Genomic DNA, 23,308 nt, shown 5'->3' with positions numbered 1-23,308 from the left:
GATGAAAAGTATTTTATATATCCTTGTTGGTTTTTTCTTTGGTGTAATAATGTACAAATCGGAAGCAGCTTCATGGTTTCGTATTTATGAAATGTTTCGGTTTGAATCTTTTCATATGTATGGTATAATAGGAACAGCTTTAGCTTTTGGTATTTTATTTGTGCAAATAATAAACCGTTACCAATTAAAATCATTTGATGGTAATCCTGTGGTAATACTTCCTAAAGAAAAATCATTTTCTAGATATATGCTTGGAGGTATTATTTTTGGATTAGGTTGGGCTTTGGCAGGAGCTTGTCCTGGACCCATTTTTGTACTTGTAGGAGCAGGATATGTACCAATAATTATTGTTTTACTAGCAGCAATATTGGGTACGTTTTTATATGGTTTATTAAAAGATAAATTGCCACACTAATAATTTTCTTGTTTTATGTAACAATTTTTAGCCTTGTACGTCTTATAAGTATCAATCAATAATACAATCATCATGAAAAGACAAGACAAACAGCTTTTAGTTATTACCCACTTAAGTCAACTAGTTACTCTAGTTATTGGTTTTGGTAGTTTAATAGTGCCTCTTATTCTTTGGGCTACCCAAAAAGAAAAAGTGCAAGAAATGGACGCGCATGGTAAAAACATTATAAACTTTCAATTAAGCTTAATTGTGTACTGTATAATTTGTGTACCATTAATTTTATTATTTGGCTTAGGACTTTTAGGCTTTGTTCTATTAGGAATTATAGCAATAGTATTTCCTATTGTAAATGCTATTAAAGCTAGCAATGGAGAAACGCCAACATATCCTTTATCTTTTAATTTTATTAGTTAGTTAATTCCCTTGAAGAAGGGAGTCTTTAAGAGATAAAGAAAAACGCAACCTAAAAGGTTGCGTTTTTTGTTTTAGAAAAAAATAACTTGCATACAGAAAAAAATAAATAAGGTTTCGTTATTTAATATTAAGTTTGTTAGCTTATTATTATGTTTCGCTATTTTTATTACATATTCACTATCTTATTTTCATTGGCTTTACATGCCCAAAACCCTGTTTTTGAGCATATGGCAAATGTTTCAAATCTTCCAGATGTTGAATTTTATGATGTGCTTGAAGATAAAGAAAACTATATATGGTTAGCAGCAGACAAAGGCTTGTATCGTTATAATGGTAAGTCTTATCAACGTTTTAGCCATCCAGACCAAAAAGCAAACTCCTTATTTCAGTTAAAACTAGACAGCAATGGTATTTTGTGGTGTAATAATGTTTACGGACAAATTTTTTATGTAAAAAATAATACATTAAAATTGTTTTATGATGCTAATAAATTGGTAAAAGGACAATTGGCTCAGTACGAAATATTAGAAAACAGCATAAGATTATTTACCGTTACTGGCATTTTTGATATTAATAAAAAAACAAAGCAAGTTACCGAAGTCTTTAAAGGTATGTGTATTACTAATGCTAAAGATAACAGCAGTAATTACACATTTGTAATCAATTTTGAAGGCGATTTAAAACAACATCGATTATACAAATTTGATAACAATACAAATACAAAAATACTTGAAATTGCAAGCAGTTATCTTATACAATCACCTAGAATTTTTGCATTTAAAAACACTGTTTTTTTTACGCACAAAAGTTCTACTGGAAATGTAATTTATAGAATAGATAAAACAAAAAACACCTCAAAAAAAGTAATAACACCTGCTAGATTAAAAAATGAAACTATTTATAATGTTTTAAATATTGAAAGCAACTATTGGTTTTTAACAAGTTCTGGTGTGTTTATTTATGGTTTTGAAAATGAAACGTTTACGTTTAAAGAACAACTTTTTACAACAGAGTCTATTACCGATGTTCAAATAGATTTTAATAAAAATTATTGGTTTACAACTTTAGATAATGGCGTGTTTGTGTCGCCAAACTTAAATATTCGTCGTGTAGAATTATCAAATATAGACTCTAAAGTCACAGCTTCTGCAGCGTTACAAAATAATCAATTTGTTTTAGGAACAAATGATGGTAAATTATTGTTTTACAATCAAAATGAGCTAATAAAAACACTGCAATTACCAGGAAAAAAAATCATCGGTAAACTTTTTTTTGATGTTCAAAGCAAACAATTAATAGTAAGTATTAATGCTTCAGAATCGTTTGTAGTTAATTTGAAGAATGATGAAATTTTAGACGTAAATAACCGATTTTCAGTTGCTAAAACATTTTCTAAAATTGATGATAACACTTTGTTTTATGGTAATTATCGTCAAGGTATTGTATATAAAAATCCGTTTAATCATCCTGAAAAACAAATTCTAAAAGAAAGTCGTGTAAAAGCTTCTGTAGTAATTGGTAATACATTGTTTGTGTCTTATATTGATGGGTTTTATAAATACAATACCAATACGTTTTCTTCAGAAGAAATAAAATATGATAACAATAGTTTATTGGTGAATGCCATTACAAAAGGTGATGATGACATTTGGTTGGCAACACAGCATAACGGTTTATTGAAATTTGAAAATGATAAATTATCAAAATTAGAAATTCAATTGCCAAAACAGCTTCAAATTAATAATATTCGCTGTAATGATGACGTATTGTGGATTTCAACAGATGAAGGCTTATTTCAGTATCAATTAAAAAGCAAAACGGTTAAATTATTAAGTGCGCAAGATGGTTTAAATACTGCAGTAAACAATTTTTTGATACTTCAAGATCAAATTATAATAACTTCACCAAAAGCATTTTATACCCTTCCTAAAACAAAAGGATTATTTAAATCCTTTAAAACAGCCAATGTTAAGGTAAAAACAGTTTCCTTAAACGATCGCGATACTTTGGTTGCAAGCAACTATAAATTACCTTACAATTTAAATAAAATTGGCATCACATTCAACTCAAACGGATTTCAATCTAATCACCACGTCAACTATCAATATCGTGTAAAACAGATGGATTCGAGTTGGCATAACATTCCATTAAATACACACTTTGTTAATTTTAACAGTTTGTCTAGTGGTACTTATACATTTGAGCTTAAAGCAAAAAACATCAGTGCCCAAAAACCTGTTTTAGCTACACCAATTACGTTTGAAATAGCAAAACCATTTTGGGAAACCTATTGGTTTTATAGTTTGGTTCTATTCACTATTTTTGGGTTGATTTGGTTGTATTTTAGATGGCGATTACAACAAAAAGAAACCCAACGTATTGCAGAAATTGATAAAATTTTAATCGATAAAAAAATCACGAATTTAAGATTGGAAAATCTGCGTTCGCAAATGAATCCGCATTTTATTTTCAATGCTTTAAATTCTATTCAAGATTATATTATTTCGAATGAAAAGGAATTAGCAAGCTCGTATTTAGTCAAGTTTAGCAGATTAATAAGAATGTATTTAGATTATAGTCAGCAAAACGAAATCACTTTAGAAGAAGAATTAAATGCATTAAAATTGTATTTAGAATTAGAAAAAGTGCGTTTTGAAGACGAATTAGAATATAATATTACCATTGATGAACAGTTAAATACGAAACAAATAAAAGTCCCTTCATTGTTCATTCAACCCTATGTAGAGAATGCTTTAAAACACGGATTATTACATAAGTTAACCAATAGACAATTAAAGGTTGAAGCTAAAATAATTCAGCAACATAAATTACAAATTACAGTTGAAGATAATGGTATAGGTCGCGCACAATCTGAAAAATTAAAACGACCAAACCAACAACACAAACCCTTTGCTACAAAAGCCAATGAAGAACGTGTGCATCTGTATAAAAATAAATTAAAACGCGATATAACCATCGCTATTGAAGATTTATACAATGATAATCAAATCGCTTCAGGAACCAAAGTGGTTATAACAATGCCTATATAATACAACTATGAAAGCCATAATTATAGACGACGAAAAACGCGCCAGACATTTATTATCTAAGCTCATAACCGAACATTGTAAAAGTGTTACTAGTATTGCCGAAGCCCAAGATTTAGCATCTGGTGTAGATTTGATTAAAACGTCAAAACCAGACGTGGTGTTTTTAGATATTGAAATGCCTAATCAGTCCGGTTTAGATATTTTAGAATACTTTCCAAATCACATTGATTTTAAAATCATTTTTGTAACTGCGTATAACCAATATGCTATTGAAGCCTTTAAGTTATCTGCAGTAGATTATCTGTTAAAACCCGTAGATACTAGCGAATTAAAAGAAGCCGTTGCAAAAGCCGAAGAAGCTATAAAAGCCAACAACTTAAACGACCAGTTAAACAAGTTGCGCGACTCGTTAAAACAATTGTCTATAGATAAAATTGCATTAGAAATACCTAAAGGCATTATGTTTGCTTCGCATAGCGACATCGTCTATTTTGAAGCCGATGGTATGTATACCAACGTACAATTAATAGATGGAAAACAAAAAACAATTTGTAAGCCCTTAAAACATTTTGTAGAGCAGTTAGAGCGTAATGCCATGTTTTTTAAATGTCATCGTTCGTATTTAATTAACTTAAAATACGTAGACGAATTGGTAAAAGACGATGGTGATTATTTACTGATGAATAACAAAAAACGCATTCCTATTTCAAAATCTAAACGCGATCAGTTTCTAGAAGTCATTAAGGAAACTTTTATGTAAATTTTATTCAGAAAAAAATTAGCACTATTCAGAAAAAAGCACCTTAAAAACCTTAAGGTTGGTTGTTGTTTTGTAGTTGAATAAATAAATCTCAACTACAATGAAAAAAACATTACTCCTATTTACAACCTGCTTATGTTTTGGTTTGTTTTCGGCTTTTGCTCAAAACGTAAACATTCCAGATGCTAATTTTAAAAGCTATCTGACAGCAGATTTAGCAATTAACACCAATAACGATTCTGAAATTTCTGTTGCCGAAGCGCAAGCTTTTACAGGTGAATTATTAATTAATGGTTTGTCCATTTCAGATTTAACAGGTATTGAAGCTTTTGTTAATATTACACGTTTAGATTGCTATAACAATAATTTAACGTCTTTAGATGTAAGTAATAACCTTGCATTAACGCGTTTACACTGTTCTGATAATCAAATAGAAACATTAGATATTAGTGCAAATACGCAAATTACAGATATTCAATGTCATAACAATGGTGTTTTATATCAGTTAAATATTGCAAACGGAAATAACAGCAATATAAATTGGATGAAAGCCTATGGTAATAGTTTATCATGTATTCAAATAGACGCTGGTTTTACACCACCAGCAGATGCAGGAATATACAGTCAAGGTTGGACCAAAGGTAACTCAGCAGTTTATGGTGACGATTGTGCTGCTCTTAGTCAAGTAGTAAACATTCCTGATACCAATTTTAAAAACTTTTTAGTAAGCGATAACATTATCAATTTAAATGGAGATTCTGAAATAACGCTTGCAGAAGCACAAGCTACAACCGAGTTAATTATGGACGGTATTGGTATTGCAGACTTAACAGGTATTGAAGCTTTTATCAATTTAACGCGTTTAGATGTGCCTAATAATAGCTTAACTACTATTGACGTGAGTAACAACTTATCATTAACACGTTTGCATGCTGGTTTCAACAACTTAACAAGTTTAGACATACGTTTAAATACAAATATTAATGAATTGTTTTGTCATGAAAATAGTGCATTAGAAACGTTGTTAATCTCTAACGGAAACAATAGCAATTTCATCTACATGAAAGCGTATAGTAATCCAAGTTTAACATGTATTCAAGTTGATGCAGGCTTTTCACCACCAGCAAACAGTGGTCAGTATAATGTAGGTTGGACTATAGATAATCAAACAAGTTATAGCGAAAATTGTATACCAGCAGTGTATTATGTAGATGCCAATGCAACAGGTGCCAACGATGGTAGCTCATGGACAGATGCTTTTACAAACGTAACAGACGCTTTAGCACTTACCAATTTAAATGATGCTGTTTGGGTAGCAAGAGGAACGTATACATTGGCAGATAAAAATACACCAATAGCCGTTAATACAGACGAAGTAGATATTATTGGAGGTTTTGCAGGAACCGAAACAACCTTAGCAGATAGAGACTTAACAGCTATTCATACTACAAATGCAACCATTTTTACTGGTGATATTAATGGTGATGATATTGATGGTGATTTCTCTTCGAATAAAACCGATAATGCAGAGCGTTTATTTGAATTAAGAACAAGTAACGTTACTTTTGATGGTATTATTTTTGAAAATATTTACGACACATCACAATCGGGTGGTGTTGAAGAAAACGGTGTGATTTTTATTCCAAATAGTTTAAATGCTAATAATTTAAAAATTAAAAATTCGGTATTTAGAAATAACTATTCCAATGGATATTTACTTAAAATGAGAAAGTTTAATCAAGGTTTACTTATTGAAAACACCAAGTTTACCAATAATACCATTGTTAATATGGGATTGGTTTACGTACAATCTGACAGCACAAACGGTTATATTTTTACACGATGGGCAAATGTTTTGGTGGCAGATAATGATATTAATCTTTCAGCTTTAAATATTTATAGAGAAGGCTGGAATAATGGTAATACTTTAGATGTAGTAATAAATAACAGTACATTTGTTAATAATGATTATAATGGTACTTATGGTAATTCTATTACGGCATCAGGAGATGGAAGTGTCAACCTAAATGTTAATAATTCTATCTTTTGGCAGAATACTGTTAATGGTTCAGCAGCTACTAGAGATATTTCCGACGGATTAGATTCTACTTACAATGTATTTATTAAAAATACTATTGCAGCAGTACCTTCAAATGCTGGAACATACGGAACGTTTTCTACTACTAATCTAACAACTTTAGATCCTGCTACCGATAACTTAAATTTAGATGCTGATTATAAACCTACATCAGCTTCAAGTTATATTATAGACCAAGGTGATAATTCACTTTTTGATGTGGCTTTATTTGGTGATTTGGACTTATCTGGAAACGATAGGGTTTTCAATACCACTATAGATTTAGGGGCTTATGAGTATAATTCTACCTTAGGAGTAAATGATGTTGTTTTAAATGAAAACACAGTGAAACTATATCCAAATCCAGCAAGCGACAAATTGTTTGTTAGCACAACAGCACTGGTAGAACGTATCGCTATTTACAACATAAACGGTCAATTGGTAAAGCAAACTAATACTGTAGTAAATGGTATAGACGTATCACAATTACCAACCGGTTTATATATGATGCAAATACAAACGAATGCGCATACCACAACTCAAAAATTTATTAAAAAATAAGTTGATATCATACAGATTTATATTAAATGGCCCACTGTAAAAAGTGGGCTTTTTCTAACCTTTAAAATGTAAAAAAATGAAAAATTTAAAATATTTTGTAGTTGCAGTTGTAACTATCTTAAGTGTGTCATGTTCATCAGATGATGATAATTCTGGTTCTAGTAACGAAAACAATATTACGGTAGAAACATTGGTTTATGAAATGAAAACAGCAATTGTAGAACCTACATTAAATAACTCGGTATTTTTAAGTTTAACAAGCAGTACTGAAGCAGAAATTGAGGCATCTTTAAATGGTACTACTCTTAATAATGTAGGCTATTTTACAGCTAGAATTAGTTATTCAGATCTTACATTAGGTGAAACGTATGATTTGGATGCTATTTCAAGTTTGGAGTTTATTGTTGATGGAGATGTTATAAATTCTGAATTTGAAAATGGTATAAGTCAGTTTTACAAAAGTGGAAGTAATCCAGATTTAGAAGTTGTAGCTGGTAATATAACTATAACCAATTATACAGAAGATTTTATAGGCTTAACTCTTAATTTTACAAGAAACGATGGCGTTGAAATTTCAGGAACCTATGAAGGTCATTTTATTAATTTAAGTAATGGTTTAGATTAAGAAAGAATGAGGTGAAATATCAAAAGCGCATATAAATTTATATGCGCTTTTGTATATAAAATGTTTATTGTTTAATAAATTCAAAATCCGAAAAATTAGCTAAAACTAAATTGCCATTAGGTGTAAACACATAGGTGGTAAGTGTTACTATTTCGTCTTGTGTTATAGTTAATAAGTCATTGGTAATATTCCATTCTATTGAGTTAATATTAGAAATAATGCCATCCTGGGTTGTTACTTGATTTATTATAGATCCTGTATGGTTTTGATTAAAGTATAATTTATATTCAAAATTAGATGTAAAATCGCTACGTAACCATTCTCCAATAAAGTCATTATCAATACTAGATGTACTATCGTCATTTTTACAAGAAAACTGCGCAGCACAAAGTATAACAAGTAAGAATAATTTAATTCTACTATTCATTTTTTAGGATTAATTAATAATTAAAAGATAATAACCAGATTTAAGGGAATCTGTAGGTTATTGCTTATTGTAAAAGTAATAAGATAATTTTACAATTAAATTAAAAATCTAATAATAAATAAATTGCATAAAAAAAGCAATTCTTTTTGAATTGCTTTTTTTATTTATTTTATTAAAATGATTTTAGCTATTTAGCATCACTGGCATAACAAGCATGGTAACTTGTTCTCCTTCATCTAACCCGTCAACAGGAGTTAAAATTCCTGCTCTGTTTGGTAGGCTCATTTCTAACTGTACCTCATCAGAAGTTAAGTTGTTTAACATCTCTGTTAAAAAACGCGAGTTAAAACCAATTTGCATATCGTCCCCTTGATAATCACAAGTTAAACGTTCTTCTGCTTTGTTAGAGTAGTCAATATCTTCAGCAGAGATATTAAGTTCAGCTCCTGCAATTTTTAAACGTATTTGGTGAGTCGTTTTATTAGAGAAAATACTAACACGACGAACCGAGTTTAAAAATTGTGTTCTGTCTATGCTTAATTTATTCGGATTTTCTTTTGGTATTACAGCTTCATAGTTAGGATATTTTCCATCAATTAGTCTACATACTAATTCTGTGTTTTCAAAAGTAAATTTTGCGTTAGAATCGTTATACTCAATAGTTACATCTTCATCACTAGCAGCTAATATTCCTTTTAAAAGATTTAAAGGTTTTTTAGGCATAATAAATTCTGCTACTTGGCTAGCTTTTATATCTTCACGAGTATATTTAACTAATTTGTGAGCATCTGTTGCAACAAAAGTTAAACCTTCGGTAGAAAACTGAAAAAATACACCACTCATTACAGGTCGTAAATCATCATTACCAGCAGCAAAAATAGTTTTGCTTACAGCTGTTGCTAAAATATCACCAGAAATAGTTGTAGCGCTAGGGTTTTCTAAAGCTACAGCTTTAGGAAACTCAGCACCATCTGCATATGCTAAGGCATATTTACCATGGTTAGAGCTAATTTCTATGGTGTTATTTTCTTCTACAACAAAAGTTAAAGGTTGCTCAGGAAAAGTCTTTAAAGTATCTAAAAGTAAACGTGCAGGAACAGCAATGCTTCCTTCGTTATCACTTTCTACATCTAATTTAGAAGACATGGTAGTTTCTAAGTCACTTGCAGAAACTATAAGTTGATTTTGCTGTAATTCGAATAAAAAATTATCTAAAATTGGTAAAGTATTAGAGCTGTTTATTACACCTCCAAGAACTTGTAGTTGTTTAAGTAAATAGGTACTTGATACTATAAATTTCATATATAATACGTTAATTCGATTCAATATTGAATAGATACAAATATATCTTAAACCTAGAGAAAATGGAAACAAACTTATTAACAACTTTTTCTTACTAAAGAAGTAATTTAATGCAGTAATAAAATGTTATTTGGCGTATTTTTTTCTTCGTAAAAAATTAAAGATAAACCCGAAAACCCCTAATAAAACTAATGGTAGCAGAATGTTAGTTAACTGCCATTTTGTTTTTTCTAATGCTACTTTATTAGGATCTAAAAACGCAACAGCAATTTCTTTTGTACGAATGTTTATAAGTCCGTTGTCATCTAATAAGTAATTTACAGCATTTAAAAGAAATTCTTTGTTTCCGTATGTTTGTCCAGACCATTTATCAAAACCAAGTTCTTGAGGTCCGTTTCTGCCAACATCATTTTTAATAACATCACCATCTGCAATAACAATCATTTTAGTTGGTATACTTTTGTTTAATTCTTTTTCTAGTGAAAAAGGTTTAATTCTATTGTTGTAAACAGAAGTAAATTCCCCCTCTAATAATACAGCTAGGTTTTGATTGCCTTTGTTATATTCATTAGGGTTTGGTTCTTTTTGTGTCATTTCTAAGCTAACCTCACGTGGTGTACCATCTAATTTGGTAAGTACAGAACTTTTTAAAAGTATGGTTTTAGAAACATTGTTTTTTAAAGTGTCTATTTGGTTGGCAAAATCAAACTTTATTAAATTTAAATTATTAGTAATAGCATGTTTGTTTTCTGCATTTACTAATGGTGAGTAGTACCAAGGTAGTTGTTGAAACTGTGATTGGCTACCTTCTCCAATTGCTAAAGTAATTGGAGCAGAGTAGAGGTCATTTACTAAATACGGATTGATACGTACTCCATATTTAAAAAAGAAATCGGTAAGGTTTAAATCTCTGGCTATAGCAACACTTTTTCCTGTAGGATTGTATAAACTGTCTTTTTCTGTAGCTACAGCATCAACTAACCAAAGGCTTTTTCCGCCTTTCATGGTAAATTGATCTAACACATATTTTTCTTTTTCAGAAAACGCTTCTGTTGGTTTTACAGAAATGAGTAAATCAAATTCACTTAAAGCTTTTACTGTTTTTTGTGCATTACTAGCAACACTATCTAAGGTAAAAGGAGCTATAAAGTAGTAATCACCAATGGTTTTTACAAAGTCGAAAATATACTTGTCTTCTAATTGATTGTTTCCTTTAAGTATGGCTACTTTTCTTTTTTTAGGGTTTATTAATTTACTAAAACCATCTGCAAAAGCATATTCTAAATGTTGTACAGAGTTTGTAACAAGCTCTTGTTGTGTAGCTCCTATTTTATTTTTTACTAATGGAATTTTAACCGTTACACCATCATGACTTGCTAAAGCCCAAGGAAAAATTACTGCTTGGCTAGATTTACCACTTTCTTGAACCGTTAATTGCATTGGTATTAAACCTCTGTCGTTTAATTGTTGCATGTTACGCTCACGAGTAGCTTCGTCTTCAATAGGATTTATAAAATTAAATTTTATGTTTTCGTTTTCTGCTTCAAATTCTTCTAATAATTGTTTGGTTTCAGACTGTAGTCGTCTAAATTCTGTAGGGAAATCTTCGCCTTCTAAAAATACATCTACTAAAATTGGCGATTCTACTTTATTTACAATTTGCAAGGCTGCATCACTAATAGTATAGCGTTTGTCTTGTGTTAAATCTAAGCGTTGGTATAAACCACTTTTAGCAGTAAGTGCATTAAAAATAAAAAGCCCTAAAGGGAATAATAAAAAGAGTATATAATTTCTTTTAATAAAAGTTTTTGTTTGAATTTTTCTAACCGTAAAAAAAATAAAAAGTACAGTAACGCTTAAAAAGTATACAATATCTCTAGTGTCTAAAACTCCACGACTCATACTTTTATAGTGTGCACTCATACCTAATTGCTCTACAAAATTACTAGACATAAAGTCTGCTACACCTTGAAAACCTATATAAAAAACAAAACACAAAAATACCGAAGTTATAAATGCTACAATTTGATTGTCTGTTATACTAGAGGTAAATACACCTATTGCAATGTAAGCAGCTACTAAAAAGAGTAATCCGAAATACGAGCCAAGCGTACTACCAACATCTATATTACCTAAAGGGTTGCCCAGTTGATATACTGTATATACATAAAGTAGTGTTGGTAAAAGCGCGATTAAAATTAATACAAATGCGCCAAAATATTTACCAAGTACAATGTTTATATTGCTAATAGGTTTGGTAAGTAAAAGTTCTAGAGTGCCTTGCTTTTTCTCATCGCTAAAACTACGCATGGTAACTGCTGGAATAAGAAAAATAAGTATCCAAGGAGCAAGTAAAAAGAACGAAGATAAATCTGCAAAACCATTATCTAAAATATTAAATTCACCTTTAAATAACCAAAGGAATAAACCGTTTAATAATAGAAAAATGGCAATAACCAAATAGCCAATTGGTGAAGCGAAGAAGGAGTTTATTTCTTTTTTGAGTATTGCTAGCATACTTTGTTTATGTGTTTTCTTTATGTATTATCTGTTTATGTATTACAGTGTTTTTTTTGCTCACTGCTCACTGCTCACTGCTCACATAAGAGAAGTGAGTTTATCTACACTCCATGCTTCTGGTTTTGCATTAAACAAAGGTTTTGTTTTTGACCACACATCTTTAAATAAGTTAGAGTGTCTATAGTTTTCTAAATCGGCTTCGGTTTCCCAATAACTATAGGTAAAAAAGATATTGTCTTGCTGTTTGTCTCTATACAATTCTAAAAAACGACAACCTTTAAAGTTTCGTATTTTTTCTTTCTTTTCATTAAAGTTTTCTAAAAACACTTCTGTTTTTGAAGGTTCAAAACTCATTTTTACAATACGTACAAACATAAATGTATTTTGTTTTTTTTCCGCGAAAGCGAAAAATAATTAAACTTTATTAATATTAATAGTTACTGTGTCTCTAAGTTTTAATCCCATTAATGTAGATGCACTACCAACAGTTTCTGTATTGCTTTTATACAATGCAATTTCTAAATAGTTAGAGGAGTTAAAAACAACAACTTCTCGACCTATATCATGTCTTTTTTCTTCGGGAATATCAAAGTTTACAATGTCACTATATTTTTTGCTAATGGTTTTAAATTTATAATTTCTAGCAGAAATTTCAAAAGCTCGTCCTTTTTGTATTTCTTCAAAAAAAGATTTTTTAATATTGGTAACTACATTTCCGTAATTGTCAATATAAATAATGCTTCCTATAATTTGTGTTTTCTCATCATTTACAAAAGGATGCATGTTGGTAATAGGTTTAATTTCTGTTATGGGCTTACCAATTACTTCAAGCGTACCACCACGAGCCATATGTGAGGCTACCTTTACAAACACATCTAAAACAGGAAAACTAGTAACTATTTTATCATGTATATTAATTTCTACAATTTTTTCTGGAGCAATTTCGGCGCAAATCATACTCATTATTCCATTATTAGCACAAATAAAATAATGCCCATCTAACTTTACAGCAATATGTTTGTTTTCAGGGTTTATTTCTGCGTCTACACCAATTAAATGAATACTCCCTTTAGGAAAACTACTATACGCATTTTGAATAATATATGCAGCCTCAGGAATATTAAATGGCGACACAGAATGTGAGATATCAACAATTTTAACATCTGGAATTTCACTGTAGATAGCTCCTTTTATCGCGCCAGCAAAGTGATCTTTCTCTCCAAAGTCAGTTGTTAAAGTTATTATTGCCATGAATTATTGTTGATATTTTTTTAACCTAAAACACCTTAAAATTGATTAAGTTTGTTTAGCTTTCTAATTGGAAAACAAATCTAATAAAATTGAACAGATTACTATAATTAAATCGATGCGCTTTTGAACGAATTAATACTTGAACTTGAAGAAATAACTCCAAAAGAATTTTTTGGAGCACAGAACCGAAACATTGAACTCCTAAAAAAGTATTTTCCCAAACTTAAAATTGTAGCCAGAGGCAATAAAATTAAAGCCTATGGAGATGAAGATTTGTTAGAAGAATTTGACCGAAGGCTTTATATGCTTATGGAGCATTTTGGGAAATATAACAAGCTAGACGAAAACGTAATTGAACGTATTTTAACAAGCCAAAGTAAGGAAGATTATGATACTAGTAAAGAGAGCGGACAAGTAATAGTTCATGGTGTAAACGGAAAGCTTGTAAAAGCACAAACCGCTAACCAAAGAAAACTGGTAGAACTAGTACGTAAAAATGATATGGTTTTTGCTATTGGTCCTGCAGGAACAGGAAAAACATATACAGGAGTAGCTTTAGCAGTACAAGCATTAAAAAATAAAGAAGTAAAACGCATTATTTTAACACGTCCAGCAGTAGAAGCAGGTGAAAATTTAGGGTTTCTTCCTGGAGATTTAAAAGAAAAATTAGATCCGTACATGCAACCACTTTATGATGCATTACGCGATATGATTGCGCCAGAAAAACTAACACAATATATAGAAAACGGAACCATACAAATTGCACCTTTGGCTTTTATGCGTGGACGTACTTTAGATAATGCTTTTGTAATTTTAGACGAAGGACAAAATACTACACACGCGCAAATGAAAATGTTTTTAACCAGAATGGGTAAAAACGCAAAGTTTTTATTAACAGGTGATCCAGGGCAAATAGATTTGCCTCGTCGTACGGTTTCTGGACTTAAAGAAGCTTTGTTGGTGCTAAAAGATATTGAAGGAATTGGCATGGTTTACTTAGATGATAAAGACGTAATTCGTCATAAACTTGTAAAGAAAGTTATTGCAGCATATAGAAATATTGAAAATATTGAAGCATAATTTTTTTAGTAGCCAGGAACCTGCTTTTCGCTATATCTTTTTTTAAAAAAATAAAAAAAGGATGCCGCTGCAATCAGGGCTAGAAATAAAAACTAAAAAGTTAATTTTGTCATTCTGTATAACAATGCAGAATTCATAATTTATAAAAAAACAAACACAATTAATAGTTATATGTTATGCTGCGCTTGTTAAGCATTTCAAACAAACAAAAAAATAATAATGAACAACACAATTACAGATACCAACTTTAATTTTCCTAACCAAAAAAGCCTATACAAAGGTAAAGTAAGAGCTGTTTATAATATTAATGACCAAGAATTGGTAATGATTGCTACAGATAGACTATCTGCTTTTGATGTAGTAATGCCAAAAGGAATTCCTTACAAAGGGCAAATACTTAACCAGATAGCAACAAGTATGATGAAAGCTACTCAAGATATTGTGCCAAATTGGTTAACAGCAACACCAGATCCTAACGTAGCAGTTGGTTATTTATGTGAGCCATTTAAAGTAGAAATGGTAATACGTGGTTATATGTCTGGTCATGCTGCAAGAGAATATAAAGCAGGAAAACGCATGCTTTGTGGTGTTGCAATGCCAGAAGGTTTAAAAGAAAACGATAAGTTTCCAGAGCCTATAATTACTCCTGCAACCAAAGCAGAAATGGGTGATCATGATGAAGATATTTCACGTGAAGATATTTTAAAACGCGGTATTGTAAGTGAAGAAGATTATATTGTTTTAGAAGATTATACTAGAAAATTATTTCAAAGAGGAACAGAAATTGCAGCTTCTCGTGGCTTAATTTTGGTAGATACTAAATATGAATTTGGTAAAACTAAAGACGGAAAAATTGTTTTAATAGATGAAATACATACACCAGATTCTTCGCGTTACTTTTATGCCGATGGCTATCAAGATCGTCAAGATAAAGGCGAAGCACAAAAACAACTTTCTAAAGAGTTTGTGCGCCAATGGTTAATAGAAAATAATTTTCAAGGGTTAGAAGGGCAAACCGTTCCAGAGATGACAGATGCGTACATTGAAACCGTTTCAGAACGCTATATAGAGCTTTATGAAAAAATCATGGGAGAAACCTTTGTTAAAGCAGACGTGACTAATATTCAAGAGCGTATAGAAAAAAATGTTTTAGCATATTTAAAACAATAATATAATTTCCATAATAAAAAAAGCCAGTAAACATTACTGGCTTTTTTATTTGCTTTTATTTTGCGTTAGCAAATTTGTTGGCGTATTCCTTTTCTTTACTAAAATTAGGGGTTAGGTAGCTGGTTTTTATGCTGCTTAACCTTTTATCTTAAAATAAAGCCTGCGAAATTGCTGGTAAACAAAAGCATTAGATTTTACATAATAAAAAGATAGCAAGCAAACTACAACAATAAATATAAGCGCTCCAGCAATAGCTTGTGTTGGTGTTAAACTATGGTAATAAAAATGTTTTAAGCCAATACCACTAAAGCTTCCAAAAATAATAACAAAATGAATACAGTAAATAGAGAGGGTTTTTTCACCAATTTTAGTAATTATAGCTTGTTTTAAATAGTTTTCTAAACAAAAAAACAAACCAAATATTGCAAAAACATTTCCTAAACGCGTAAACAAATAATTGTAATATGCTGAAGCTTTAAAAATAGGTATGTCTGTTAAATTGTAGAGTTGTATTAATACCCAAGAAGAGTATTCAATTAATATATAACCAAAACTAAATAATAAACCGATAGTAATTAGTTTAAAATATTTTTTGTGAATATGCTTAAAGAATAAAATAGCTAATAAACTTCCAAAAGACACAAAACCAAACCAAGGAATAATAGTGAAAATAGAACCATTAGTTTTTGTAACGTAATTAGCTAATAGTAGCGGTAAAGAATCAAAAGTATAACCTTTGTATATGGGTTCGTATAAGAAAGAGAGACAACCAATACTTAAAAAAACTAATGATAAAACTTGGGTGTTTTTTTTAAATAATAAATATAAACCTATAAGTATTAATAAAGATAACCCAATACATTGTAATACATCTACTACTAAAAAGTAGCTATTAAAATCTCCGTAAAGCCAACCTAAAAAAGGTATTCGTAATAAATATCCCAAGCCAATAAGCATTAACCCTCGTTCTACACCTTTTTTAATTCTTATTTTGTCTTTGCCTTTTTCTTTAGCTTTTAAAAGTAAGTACATAAATACTAAACCAGAAATGGTAAAAAAAATAGGAGCTGTAATCCCTCTAAAATACACCCATATATTATACATTATGTTGTTAGTGTCTTTGTATATAGGGTTTAAAAGAGTGTCTATAAAATGCCCTTGAAGCATCATTAATATAGCAAAAGCACGTACGGCATCTAGAAAATATATTCTATTTGCGTTTAAGGTTTTTGGGTTGGTCAATATTAAATATCTTTGAATAATTATAAAGTAACTAAAGCTAAAGTAATATATTTAGTGTTTTAATCAGGTTGTTATTCTTAATTTTCTCATGAATCAATTTATAGCAGATTTCGCTTCCTTTGTTTGGGGTCTTCCATTATTAATTTTATTAATAGGAGGTGGTTTATATCTTCTTTTTTTATCTCGATTTTTGCCCTTTCGTTATTTGGTGCATGCTATTCAGGTGCTTCGTGGTAAATATGATAATCCTGAAGATAAAGGTGAAATATCACATTTTCAAGCATTAACAACTGCGTTATCTTCTACTATAGGAATGGGAAATATAGCAGGTGTTGCTGTTGCTATCTCTATTGGAGGTCCAGGAGCAGTATTCTGGATGTGGATTAGCGCTGTTATTGGTATGGCTACAAAATTCTTTACTTCTAGTTTAGCAATTATGTACAGAGGGCAAGATAGTGAAGGCAATACGCAAGGTGGTCCCATGTATTTTATAATAGAAGGTTTGGGTAAAAAATGGAAACCTTTAGCAGTATTTTTTAGTCTTTGTGGATTAATTGGTGCATTGCCTGTTTTTAACGTGAACCAGTTAACACAAGCTATTAACGATATTGTTTTAAAACCCAACGGAGTAGAAGTAGACTTTACCTCTAATCTAATTATAGGACTTATTTTGGTAAGTATTACTTCAGTAGTTATTTTAGGAGGATTAAATAGAATTAGCAAAGTAGCTTCTAAATTGGTGCCAAGTATGGTGTTGCTTTATTTTGCACTTATTCTTATTATATTATTTGCTAATGCAGAAGTGGTACCAACTTATTTGAAACTTATTTTCACAGATGCTTTTGCTGCAGAAAACTATAAAGGAGATACTTTTTTAGGAGGTCTTTTAGGAGGATTAATTATTCTTGGTGTTCGTCGTGGTGCATTTTCAAACGAAGCAGGAATTGGTACAGCTCCTTTAGCTCATGGAGCAGCAAAAACCAATGAGCCAATACGTGAAGGTCTTGTGGCTATGTTAGGTCCTGCAATAGATACTTTGGTAGTTTGTACACTTACCGCTTTAGCTATTTTAGTAACAGGAGTATGGCAAACAACAGAAGCTAATGGGGTTAGTCTTACAGCAAATGCTTTTGGTAATGCAATGCCACTTTATGGTAAATATTTATTGCTAATTTGTATTGTGGTTTTTAGCGTGTCTTCCTTGTTTTCTTATGCCTATTATGGTGGTAAATGTTTATCGTTTTTAATAGGAGAAAAAAACAAACATTACTATAACTATTTCTATATATTAAGTATTATTCTAGGTGCAACAACCTCTTTGGCTTTAATGATAAACTTAATTGATGGTGTGTTTGCCCTTATGGCAATTCCTACCATGACAGCAACGTTAATTTTAGCACCAAAAGTAGTGAAAGAAGCAAAACTGTATTTTAAACGTATGGAATAAATTAAGCTTTATTAATAGACATCTTAAATTGTTGTGGCGTCATTAACTCCATCTTTTTAAATTGTCTGTTAAAGTAACTCGTATTATTAAAACCAGATTTAAAAGCAATTTCAGACATTCTAAAATCTTTAGATTCTTTAATAAGTTTTTTAGAAAACTTTATTTTTTCAGAATTAATGTAATCAATTGGTGAAATCCCTAAGGTGTTTTTAAACTGCTTATGAAAATGAGAAGTACTCATGTGTGCTTTCTCTGCTAACAAATCTACAGTAATATCTTTATTGGTTAAATTGTCTTTTATATACTTTATAACAGTACCTATTCTGGTATCATTAAAAATTTGAAGCGGATCATTTATTATTAAAGATTTTGCCTTTGTTTGCAGCAGTCTTACTATTAATTCTTGAATCATTAAATCTAATAACACATCTTTAGATTTGTTATTATTGGTAAAGGTGTAGGTTAATCTTTCAATTAAATGATTTACATCTGCATTGTTTATTAAATGAGAGCTAGTTTCGTTTAAACTCCATTTATTGTTTTCGTTTTCAATAGCAACCTGCTGGTTAAATTTTTCAACCACCTCATTAATTTTAGAAGTATCTATTCCTAAAGCTAAACATTGTGTTGGTTTCTCTTTTGTTGCTATAGGAAAATCAATAACCATTTCCTTATTGGTTGGCATTACTACAGATTCTCCAGGAAAAAAGTCAAAAGGAGCAAAGCCTTCCAAATGCATGACTTTCTTTCCGGTAAGCATACTTGCTATAATAGGAAAGCTAAAAGTTAGTGATATTTTTTCAGCAACTGCATGCGTTTCAAATATATTAAGCTCAGCATAATCTGCATTATAGGTAGTTCTATTTTCTACCAAACTAGTTAGTTTTCTGGTGCTTTTATGCTTGTTTAAAACGGAATTCATACTCAATATTACAAAATTTTAATGTGTATTAGTTGAAATAATAGATATGTTCAAGAATATAATAATTATGTTCAATAAAATTAGAATATGATAAAATAACTTTATCAAAAATAAAGATAATCTATTTTTTGGATTATTAAATTGTATAATTACTAATTTAACAAAAATTTTTATGAGTTATTCAAAACCTAAGTTTAAAGAAAAATATGGCAATTTTATTAATGGAAAATTTGTGGAACCTTTAGGAGGTCAGTATTTTGATAATACTTCTCCAATAGATAATAGTTTTATTGCTAAATATCCGCGTTCCCAAAAAGAAGATGTTGAATTGGCATTAGATGCGGCAAATGCAGCAAAAGAAGCATGGGGAAATACCTCAGCAACAGAAAGAGCTACTTTACTTAATAAGGTAGCAGATATAATAGAGGCTAATTTAGAAGAATTTGCACTTATTGAAACCTGTGATAACGGAAAACCTATTCGTGAAACTTTAAATGCAGATGTTCCTTTGGCTGCAGATCATTGGCGTTATTTTGCTGCTTGTATTCGCTCTGAAGAAGGAAGCGCAACAGAACTAGACCAAAATACTTTGTCTATGAATATTAAAGAACCATTAGGTGTGGTAGGACAAATTATTCCGTGGAACTTTCCATTATTAATGTTGTCTTGGAAATTGCCTCCAGCTTTAGTAACAGGTAATTGTGTGGTTTTAAAACCAGCAGAGCAAACACCTTCTTCTGCTACTTTTTTAATGGAAAAAATTGCAGAGGTATTTCCTCCTGGAGTGGTAAATATTGTACATGGTTTTGGTCCTGAAGCAGGAAAACCTTTAGCTTCCAGTCCAAGAGTAGATAAAGTAGCCTTTACAGGTGAAACTACCACAGGACAATTAATTATGCAATATGCCTCTAAAAACTTGAATCCTGTTACTATGGAACTTGGTGGAAAATCGCCAAACGTTTTCTTTAATTCGGTAATGGATCATGATGATGCGTATTTAGATAAAGCTATTGAAGGAGCTGTTTTATTTGCTTTTAATCAAGGAGAGGTGTGTACCTGTCCTTCCAGAATTTTAGTGCAAGAAGATATTTATGATGCGTTTATGGAGCGTGTTATTGAAAGAACAAATGCTATAATTCAAGATAGTCCGTATGATGTAAATACTATGGTTGGTGCACAAGCATCTAATGATCAATATGAAAAAATACAATCCTATTTTAAAATTGGTAAAGACGAAGGAGCAAAAGTATTAACAGGAGGATCTGCTAATAAATTACCTGGAGATTTAGCAAACGGATTTTATATAAAACCTACAATTTTAGAAGGACACAATAAAATGAGAGTCTTTCAAGAAGAAATTTTCGGACCAGTAGCTTGTGTTACCAAGTTTAAAGATGAAGCAGAAGCTATTGAAATTGCAAACGATACGCTGTACGGATTAGGAGCAGGAGTTTGGACACGTGATGCACACCAGTTATATCAAATACCAAGAGCTATAAAAGCAGGTCGTGTTTGGGTAAACTGTTACCACGCTTATCCTGCTCATGCACCATTTGGTGGTTACAAAAAATCAGGTTTTGGTAGAGAAAACCACGTGATGATGCTTAATTACTATCGTCAAACTAAAAACATGTTAATCTCTTATGATAAAAATAAATTAGGTTTCTTTTAGTAGAGTAGATTAATAGCGAGAAAGGCTGAATTGTATTGTAATTCAGCCTTTTTTAATACCTTTAAATTATGGAAAGAATAGCAATTACAAAAGAAGCAAAAAAAATATTAGAACAGTTAAAAGAAAAACATGGCGAACTAATTTTTCACCAAAGTGGTGGTTGTTGTGATGGTTCTGCACCTATGCTTTTAGAAAAAGAAGAAATGTATCTGGATGAAAGCGATGTGCTTTTAGGTACATTAAATGGTGTGAATTTTTATATGAACCAAGATCAATTTGAATATTGGAAACATACCCATTTAACAGTAGATGTAACTGAAGGTCGTGGTGCTAGCTTTTCTTTAGAAATTCCTTTAGGACTTCGTTTTTTAATTCATTCTCGATTATTAACTAAAGAAGAGGAAGCTTTTTTTAATGCATAATACGCTTAAGTAAAATACAAGGTATTTTTATTTTAATAATTTTAGCTCTAAAAATCATGCATATTAATGATTTTAGAGCTTTTTTTATTGTTAATAATCAAATTTTTAACAAATTCAATTTAATTATATTGCTAAATTACTATATTTATGCTAAATTAATATATATGAAAATAGATTTATGTCCAAACTGTGGGTCAGATCATTACATTAAAAGCGGAATAGTAAATGACAGGCAACGTTATAAGTGTAAAAAATGTAACTATTTTTTTTCAGTAAATAAGATAGGTAAGAAGATAGATGACTATTACGTTAATAAATCCTTACAATTATATTTAGAAGGCTTAACGTATCGTGAAATTGAACGCATCTTAGGTATTTCGCATGTTAGTATCATGAATTGGGTGAAAAAATATAATATTAAACGTCCAATGAATTCTAATTATCATCCAACATATAAAATTTTAAATGCAAAAGAGTTGGCAATTTATTTTAGTAATGCAGAAAATATTAAAGGCGCAGGAGTTGTAGTTACAGAGCTAGGAGATAAATTCATGCTTATTAAATGGGAACGTTTTAAAGATTAGTATAATAAATTAACAAATAAATATATTATTTTTTTGTTAACAGATTGTTTTTAAGAGATTAGTAGTGCACACAAAACCAATTAATTACTAACTAACCTTTTTTTAACAATGAAAAAACAAACCCTTTTGTTGCTAGGACTCTTTTTATTGTCCTTTCAATTCATTAAAGCTCAAGGATCTCCTGACTATACAGGAGGTCTTAAGTTTAAATTTAATGAAGATGGCTCTAAGTATCTTCGGCTAATTTCCTGGGCCCAAGTTCAAGCCAATTATAATACAGACGAAACTTTTGATGCTAACGGAAACGAAAACAGTAAATTAAACTTTAATTTACGTCGTGCTCGTGTTTTAATGTTTGCTCAAATTAACAAAGACTTCTTAATTGTTACGCATTTCGGATTAAATAGTTTAACAAGTACCACCTTAAGTCCTACAGGTAAAGGAGATGGCTCACAACTCTTTTTTCACGATGTTTGGGCACAATATAATGTAGCCGATAATCATACTGTTGGTGGAGGTTTGCATTATTTTAATGGTATTTCAAGATTAAATAATCAAAGTACCCTAAACATGATGACTTTAGATAACAACCGTCAATCCTGGGCTACTATAGGTCTTTCTGATCAATTTGCACGCCACTTAGGGATTTTTGCAAAAGGTAGTTTTAACAAATTACAATATCGTGTTGCAATAAATGATGCTTCTAGTTCTTCTTTAGATTCGCGTACTGCTGTTGCAGGAGAAGATGCTGTCTATAATGGTCGTGCTTCTTTAGGTTCTAAAGATGCAGGAAAAACATATGCAGGATATTTTGATTATCATTTTTTAGATCAAGAATCTAACTTTTTACCTTATAAAGTAGGAACTTATTTAGGTACTAAAAAAGTATTTAATGTAGGAGCTGGTTTTTTCTTACACCCAAAAGGAGCTGTTATAGATACAGGTACTGCTTTAACACCAGAGTTAAAAGGAGAAGATGTTTCCATTTTTGCTGTTGATGCATTTTATGATGCACCAATAGGTGAAAAAGGAAGCGCTATTACAGCCTATGCTGTTTATCAAAATAGTGACTACGGAAAAAATTACTTGTATAGTGCTTACGGTACAGGAAGTATGCTTTATGGTCACGTAGGTTATGTTTTTAATGGTGAAAACACAAAAACAAGACTGCAACCTTATGTAAGTTATGGTACGCATAGTTATGATGCTGTAAGTGACAATAGGTCTACATTAGGTATTGGTGTAAATGCTTTTATGAATGGACACAATTCCAAACTAACTTTAGAGTATAATAATCAACAATTTGGTGCTATAGATACTAATACTATTTCACTGCAAGCAATGATTTATCTATAAAAACGTATAAC

20 protein-coding genes are annotated in these 23,308 nt (G+C 30.6%); 13 read left to right on the top strand and 7 right to left on the bottom strand.

Annotated features, from left to right (window positions below):
* Position 1: 1 nt before the first annotated feature.
* From KO494_RS12815 to KO494_RS12790, 6 genes are all read left to right on the top strand, one after another.
* Complete coding sequence (locus tag KO494_RS12815) at positions 2 to 415, top strand: DUF6691 family protein (RefSeq protein ID WP_215968012.1); 414 nt, start codon at positions 2 to 4, stop codon at positions 413 to 415.
* A gap of 72 nt (positions 416 to 487) precedes the next feature.
* On the top strand, positions 488 to 829 hold the full coding sequence (locus KO494_RS12810; protein WP_215968011.1) for a DUF4870 domain-containing protein: 342 nt from the start codon (positions 488 to 490) through the stop codon (positions 827 to 829).
* Between the two features lie 227 nt (positions 830 to 1,056).
* Positions 1,057 to 3,879 carry a histidine kinase gene (locus tag KO494_RS12805; RefSeq protein ID WP_252730392.1) on the top strand — a complete coding sequence of 941 codons (2,823 nt, stop codon included), beginning with the start codon at positions 1,057 to 1,059 and terminating at the stop codon, positions 3,877 to 3,879.
* Positions 3,880 to 3,886: 7 nt separating this feature from the next.
* Complete coding sequence (locus KO494_RS12800) at positions 3,887 to 4,639, top strand: LytTR family DNA-binding domain-containing protein (RefSeq protein WP_215968009.1); 753 nt, start codon at positions 3,887 to 3,889, stop codon at positions 4,637 to 4,639.
* A 100-nt stretch (positions 4,640 to 4,739) separates the two neighbouring features.
* Positions 4,740 to 7,277, top strand: coding sequence for a T9SS type A sorting domain-containing protein (locus tag KO494_RS12795; RefSeq protein ID WP_215968008.1), 2,538 nt, complete (start codon positions 4,740 to 4,742; stop codon positions 7,275 to 7,277).
* A gap of 76 nt (positions 7,278 to 7,353) precedes the next feature.
* Entirely contained in the window at positions 7,354 to 7,902 is a 549-nt protein-coding gene (locus KO494_RS12790; protein ID WP_215968007.1) for a hypothetical protein, read from the top strand.
* A gap of 64 nt (positions 7,903 to 7,966) precedes the next feature.
* On the opposite strand, the gene KO494_RS12785 is transcribed toward KO494_RS12790, so the two are convergent.
* The 5 genes from KO494_RS12785 to KO494_RS12765 all read right to left on the bottom strand — a co-directional run bounded on the left by KO494_RS12785 (position 7,967) and on the right by KO494_RS12765 (position 13,402).
* A complete protein-coding gene (locus KO494_RS12785; protein WP_215968006.1) occupies positions 7,967 to 8,329 on the bottom strand; it encodes a hypothetical protein in 363 nt (120 codons plus the stop codon).
* Between the two features lie 183 nt (positions 8,330 to 8,512).
* Positions 8,513 to 9,631 (bottom strand): DNA polymerase III subunit beta, encoded by a 1,119-nt coding sequence (gene dnaN, locus KO494_RS12780; protein WP_215968005.1) that lies wholly within the window; start codon positions 9,629 to 9,631, stop codon positions 8,513 to 8,515.
* A 126-nt stretch (positions 9,632 to 9,757) separates the two neighbouring features.
* On the bottom strand, positions 9,758 to 12,148 hold the full coding sequence (gene gldG, locus KO494_RS12775) for a gliding motility-associated ABC transporter substrate-binding protein GldG (RefSeq protein WP_215968004.1): 2,391 nt from the start codon (positions 12,146 to 12,148) through the stop codon (positions 9,758 to 9,760).
* Positions 12,149 to 12,229: 81 nt separating this feature from the next.
* Positions 12,230 to 12,526, bottom strand: coding sequence for a putative quinol monooxygenase (locus KO494_RS12770; RefSeq protein ID WP_215968003.1), 297 nt, complete (start codon positions 12,524 to 12,526; stop codon positions 12,230 to 12,232).
* Between the two features lie 39 nt (positions 12,527 to 12,565).
* Positions 12,566 to 13,402, bottom strand: coding sequence for an S-adenosyl-l-methionine hydroxide adenosyltransferase family protein (locus KO494_RS12765; RefSeq protein ID WP_215968002.1), 837 nt, complete (start codon positions 13,400 to 13,402; stop codon positions 12,566 to 12,568).
* 123 nt (positions 13,403 to 13,525) lie between these two features.
* On the opposite strand from KO494_RS12765, the gene KO494_RS12760 reads away from it, so the two are divergent.
* Together KO494_RS12760 and KO494_RS12755 are read left to right on the top strand one after the other, a co-directional pair.
* Positions 13,526 to 14,482, top strand: coding sequence for a PhoH family protein (locus KO494_RS12760; RefSeq protein ID WP_215968001.1), 957 nt, complete (start codon positions 13,526 to 13,528; stop codon positions 14,480 to 14,482).
* A gap of 219 nt (positions 14,483 to 14,701) precedes the next feature.
* Positions 14,702 to 15,652, top strand: coding sequence for a phosphoribosylaminoimidazolesuccinocarboxamide synthase (locus tag KO494_RS12755; RefSeq protein WP_215968000.1), 951 nt, complete (start codon positions 14,702 to 14,704; stop codon positions 15,650 to 15,652).
* Positions 15,653 to 15,787: 135 nt separating this feature from the next.
* Here the strand turns inward: KO494_RS12755 and KO494_RS12750 are convergent, their stop codons facing one another.
* Positions 15,788 to 16,894 carry a heparan-alpha-glucosaminide N-acetyltransferase domain-containing protein gene (locus tag KO494_RS12750; RefSeq protein WP_252730391.1) on the bottom strand — a complete coding sequence of 369 codons (1,107 nt, stop codon included), beginning with the start codon at positions 16,892 to 16,894 and terminating at the stop codon, positions 15,788 to 15,790.
* A gap of 88 nt (positions 16,895 to 16,982) precedes the next feature.
* Here KO494_RS12750 and KO494_RS12745 point away from each other — a divergent pair, with 88 nt between their 5' ends.
* Positions 16,983 to 18,341: a sodium:alanine symporter family protein gene (locus KO494_RS12745; protein ID WP_215967999.1), complete on the top strand. Its 1,359-nt coding sequence runs from the start codon at positions 16,983 to 16,985 to the stop codon at positions 18,339 to 18,341.
* Position 18,342: 1 nt separating this feature from the next.
* On the opposite strand, the gene KO494_RS12740 is transcribed toward KO494_RS12745, so the two are convergent.
* A complete protein-coding gene (locus KO494_RS12740; protein ID WP_215967998.1) occupies positions 18,343 to 19,263 on the bottom strand; it encodes an AraC family transcriptional regulator in 921 nt (306 codons plus the stop codon).
* Positions 19,264 to 19,435: 172 nt separating this feature from the next.
* Between KO494_RS12740 and KO494_RS12735 the strand changes: the two genes are divergently transcribed.
* The 4 genes from KO494_RS12735 (at position 19,436) to KO494_RS12720 (ending at position 23,297) form a co-directional block, all read left to right on the top strand.
* A complete protein-coding gene (locus tag KO494_RS12735) occupies positions 19,436 to 20,935 on the top strand; it encodes an aldehyde dehydrogenase family protein (RefSeq protein ID WP_215967997.1) in 1,500 nt (499 codons plus the stop codon).
* Positions 20,936 to 21,003: 68 nt separating this feature from the next.
* Positions 21,004 to 21,357 carry a DUF779 domain-containing protein gene (locus KO494_RS12730; RefSeq protein ID WP_215967996.1) on the top strand — a complete coding sequence of 118 codons (354 nt, stop codon included), beginning with the start codon at positions 21,004 to 21,006 and terminating at the stop codon, positions 21,355 to 21,357.
* Between the two features lie 164 nt (positions 21,358 to 21,521).
* Positions 21,522 to 21,941, top strand: a complete 420-nt coding sequence (locus KO494_RS12725; RefSeq protein WP_215967995.1) for a helix-turn-helix domain-containing protein — start codon at positions 21,522 to 21,524, stop codon at positions 21,939 to 21,941.
* A gap of 108 nt (positions 21,942 to 22,049) precedes the next feature.
* A complete protein-coding gene (locus KO494_RS12720) occupies positions 22,050 to 23,297 on the top strand; it encodes a hypothetical protein (RefSeq protein ID WP_215967994.1) in 1,248 nt (415 codons plus the stop codon).
* Positions 23,298 to 23,308: the final 11 nt, after the last annotated feature.

The sequence above is a fragment of the Lacinutrix sp. C3R15 genome (assembly GCF_018860825.1).
In the GTDB taxonomy this organism is placed as follows: Bacteria; Bacteroidota; Bacteroidia; order Flavobacteriales; family Flavobacteriaceae; genus Oceanihabitans.
Note: the sequence above shows the minus strand (reverse complement) of the source record. Positions and strands in the feature narration are given on the sequence as shown.

Excerpts from the sequence above, each read along its gene's own strand:
- KO494_RS12815 (WP_215968012.1), top strand. The coding sequence starts at position 2 with ATGAAAAGTATTTTATATATCCTTGTTGGTTTTTTCTTTGGTGTAATA.
- KO494_RS12810 (WP_215968011.1), top strand. The coding sequence starts at position 488 with ATGAAAAGACAAGACAAACAGCTTTTAGTTATTACCCACTTAAGTCAA.
- KO494_RS12805 (WP_252730392.1), top strand. The coding sequence starts at position 1,057 with ATGGCAAATGTTTCAAATCTTCCAGATGTTGAATTTTATGATGTGCTT.
- KO494_RS12800 (WP_215968009.1), top strand. The coding sequence starts at position 3,887 with ATGAAAGCCATAATTATAGACGACGAAAAACGCGCCAGACATTTATTA.
- KO494_RS12795 (WP_215968008.1), top strand. The coding sequence starts at position 4,740 with ATGAAAAAAACATTACTCCTATTTACAACCTGCTTATGTTTTGGTTTG.
- KO494_RS12790 (WP_215968007.1), top strand. The coding sequence starts at position 7,354 with ATGAAAAATTTAAAATATTTTGTAGTTGCAGTTGTAACTATCTTAAGT.
- KO494_RS12785 (WP_215968006.1), bottom strand. The coding sequence starts at position 8,329 with ATGAATAGTAGAATTAAATTATTCTTACTTGTTATACTTTGTGCTGCG.
- dnaN (WP_215968005.1), bottom strand. The coding sequence starts at position 9,631 with ATGAAATTTATAGTATCAAGTACCTATTTACTTAAACAACTACAAGTT.
- gldG (WP_215968004.1), bottom strand. The coding sequence starts at position 12,148 with ATGCTAGCAATACTCAAAAAAGAAATAAACTCCTTCTTCGCTTCACCA.
- KO494_RS12770 (WP_215968003.1), bottom strand. The coding sequence starts at position 12,526 with ATGTTTGTACGTATTGTAAAAATGAGTTTTGAACCTTCAAAAACAGAA.
- KO494_RS12765 (WP_215968002.1), bottom strand. The coding sequence starts at position 13,402 with ATGGCAATAATAACTTTAACAACTGACTTTGGAGAGAAAGATCACTTT.
- KO494_RS12755 (WP_215968000.1), top strand. The coding sequence starts at position 14,702 with ATGAACAACACAATTACAGATACCAACTTTAATTTTCCTAACCAAAAA.
- KO494_RS12745 (WP_215967999.1), top strand. The coding sequence starts at position 16,983 with ATGAATCAATTTATAGCAGATTTCGCTTCCTTTGTTTGGGGTCTTCCA.
- KO494_RS12740 (WP_215967998.1), bottom strand. The coding sequence starts at position 19,263 with ATGAATTCCGTTTTAAACAAGCATAAAAGCACCAGAAAACTAACTAGT.
- KO494_RS12735 (WP_215967997.1), top strand. The coding sequence starts at position 19,436 with ATGAGTTATTCAAAACCTAAGTTTAAAGAAAAATATGGCAATTTTATT.
- KO494_RS12730 (WP_215967996.1), top strand. The coding sequence starts at position 21,004 with ATGGAAAGAATAGCAATTACAAAAGAAGCAAAAAAAATATTAGAACAG.
- KO494_RS12725 (WP_215967995.1), top strand. The coding sequence starts at position 21,522 with ATGAAAATAGATTTATGTCCAAACTGTGGGTCAGATCATTACATTAAA.
- KO494_RS12720 (WP_215967994.1), top strand. The coding sequence starts at position 22,050 with ATGAAAAAACAAACCCTTTTGTTGCTAGGACTCTTTTTATTGTCCTTT.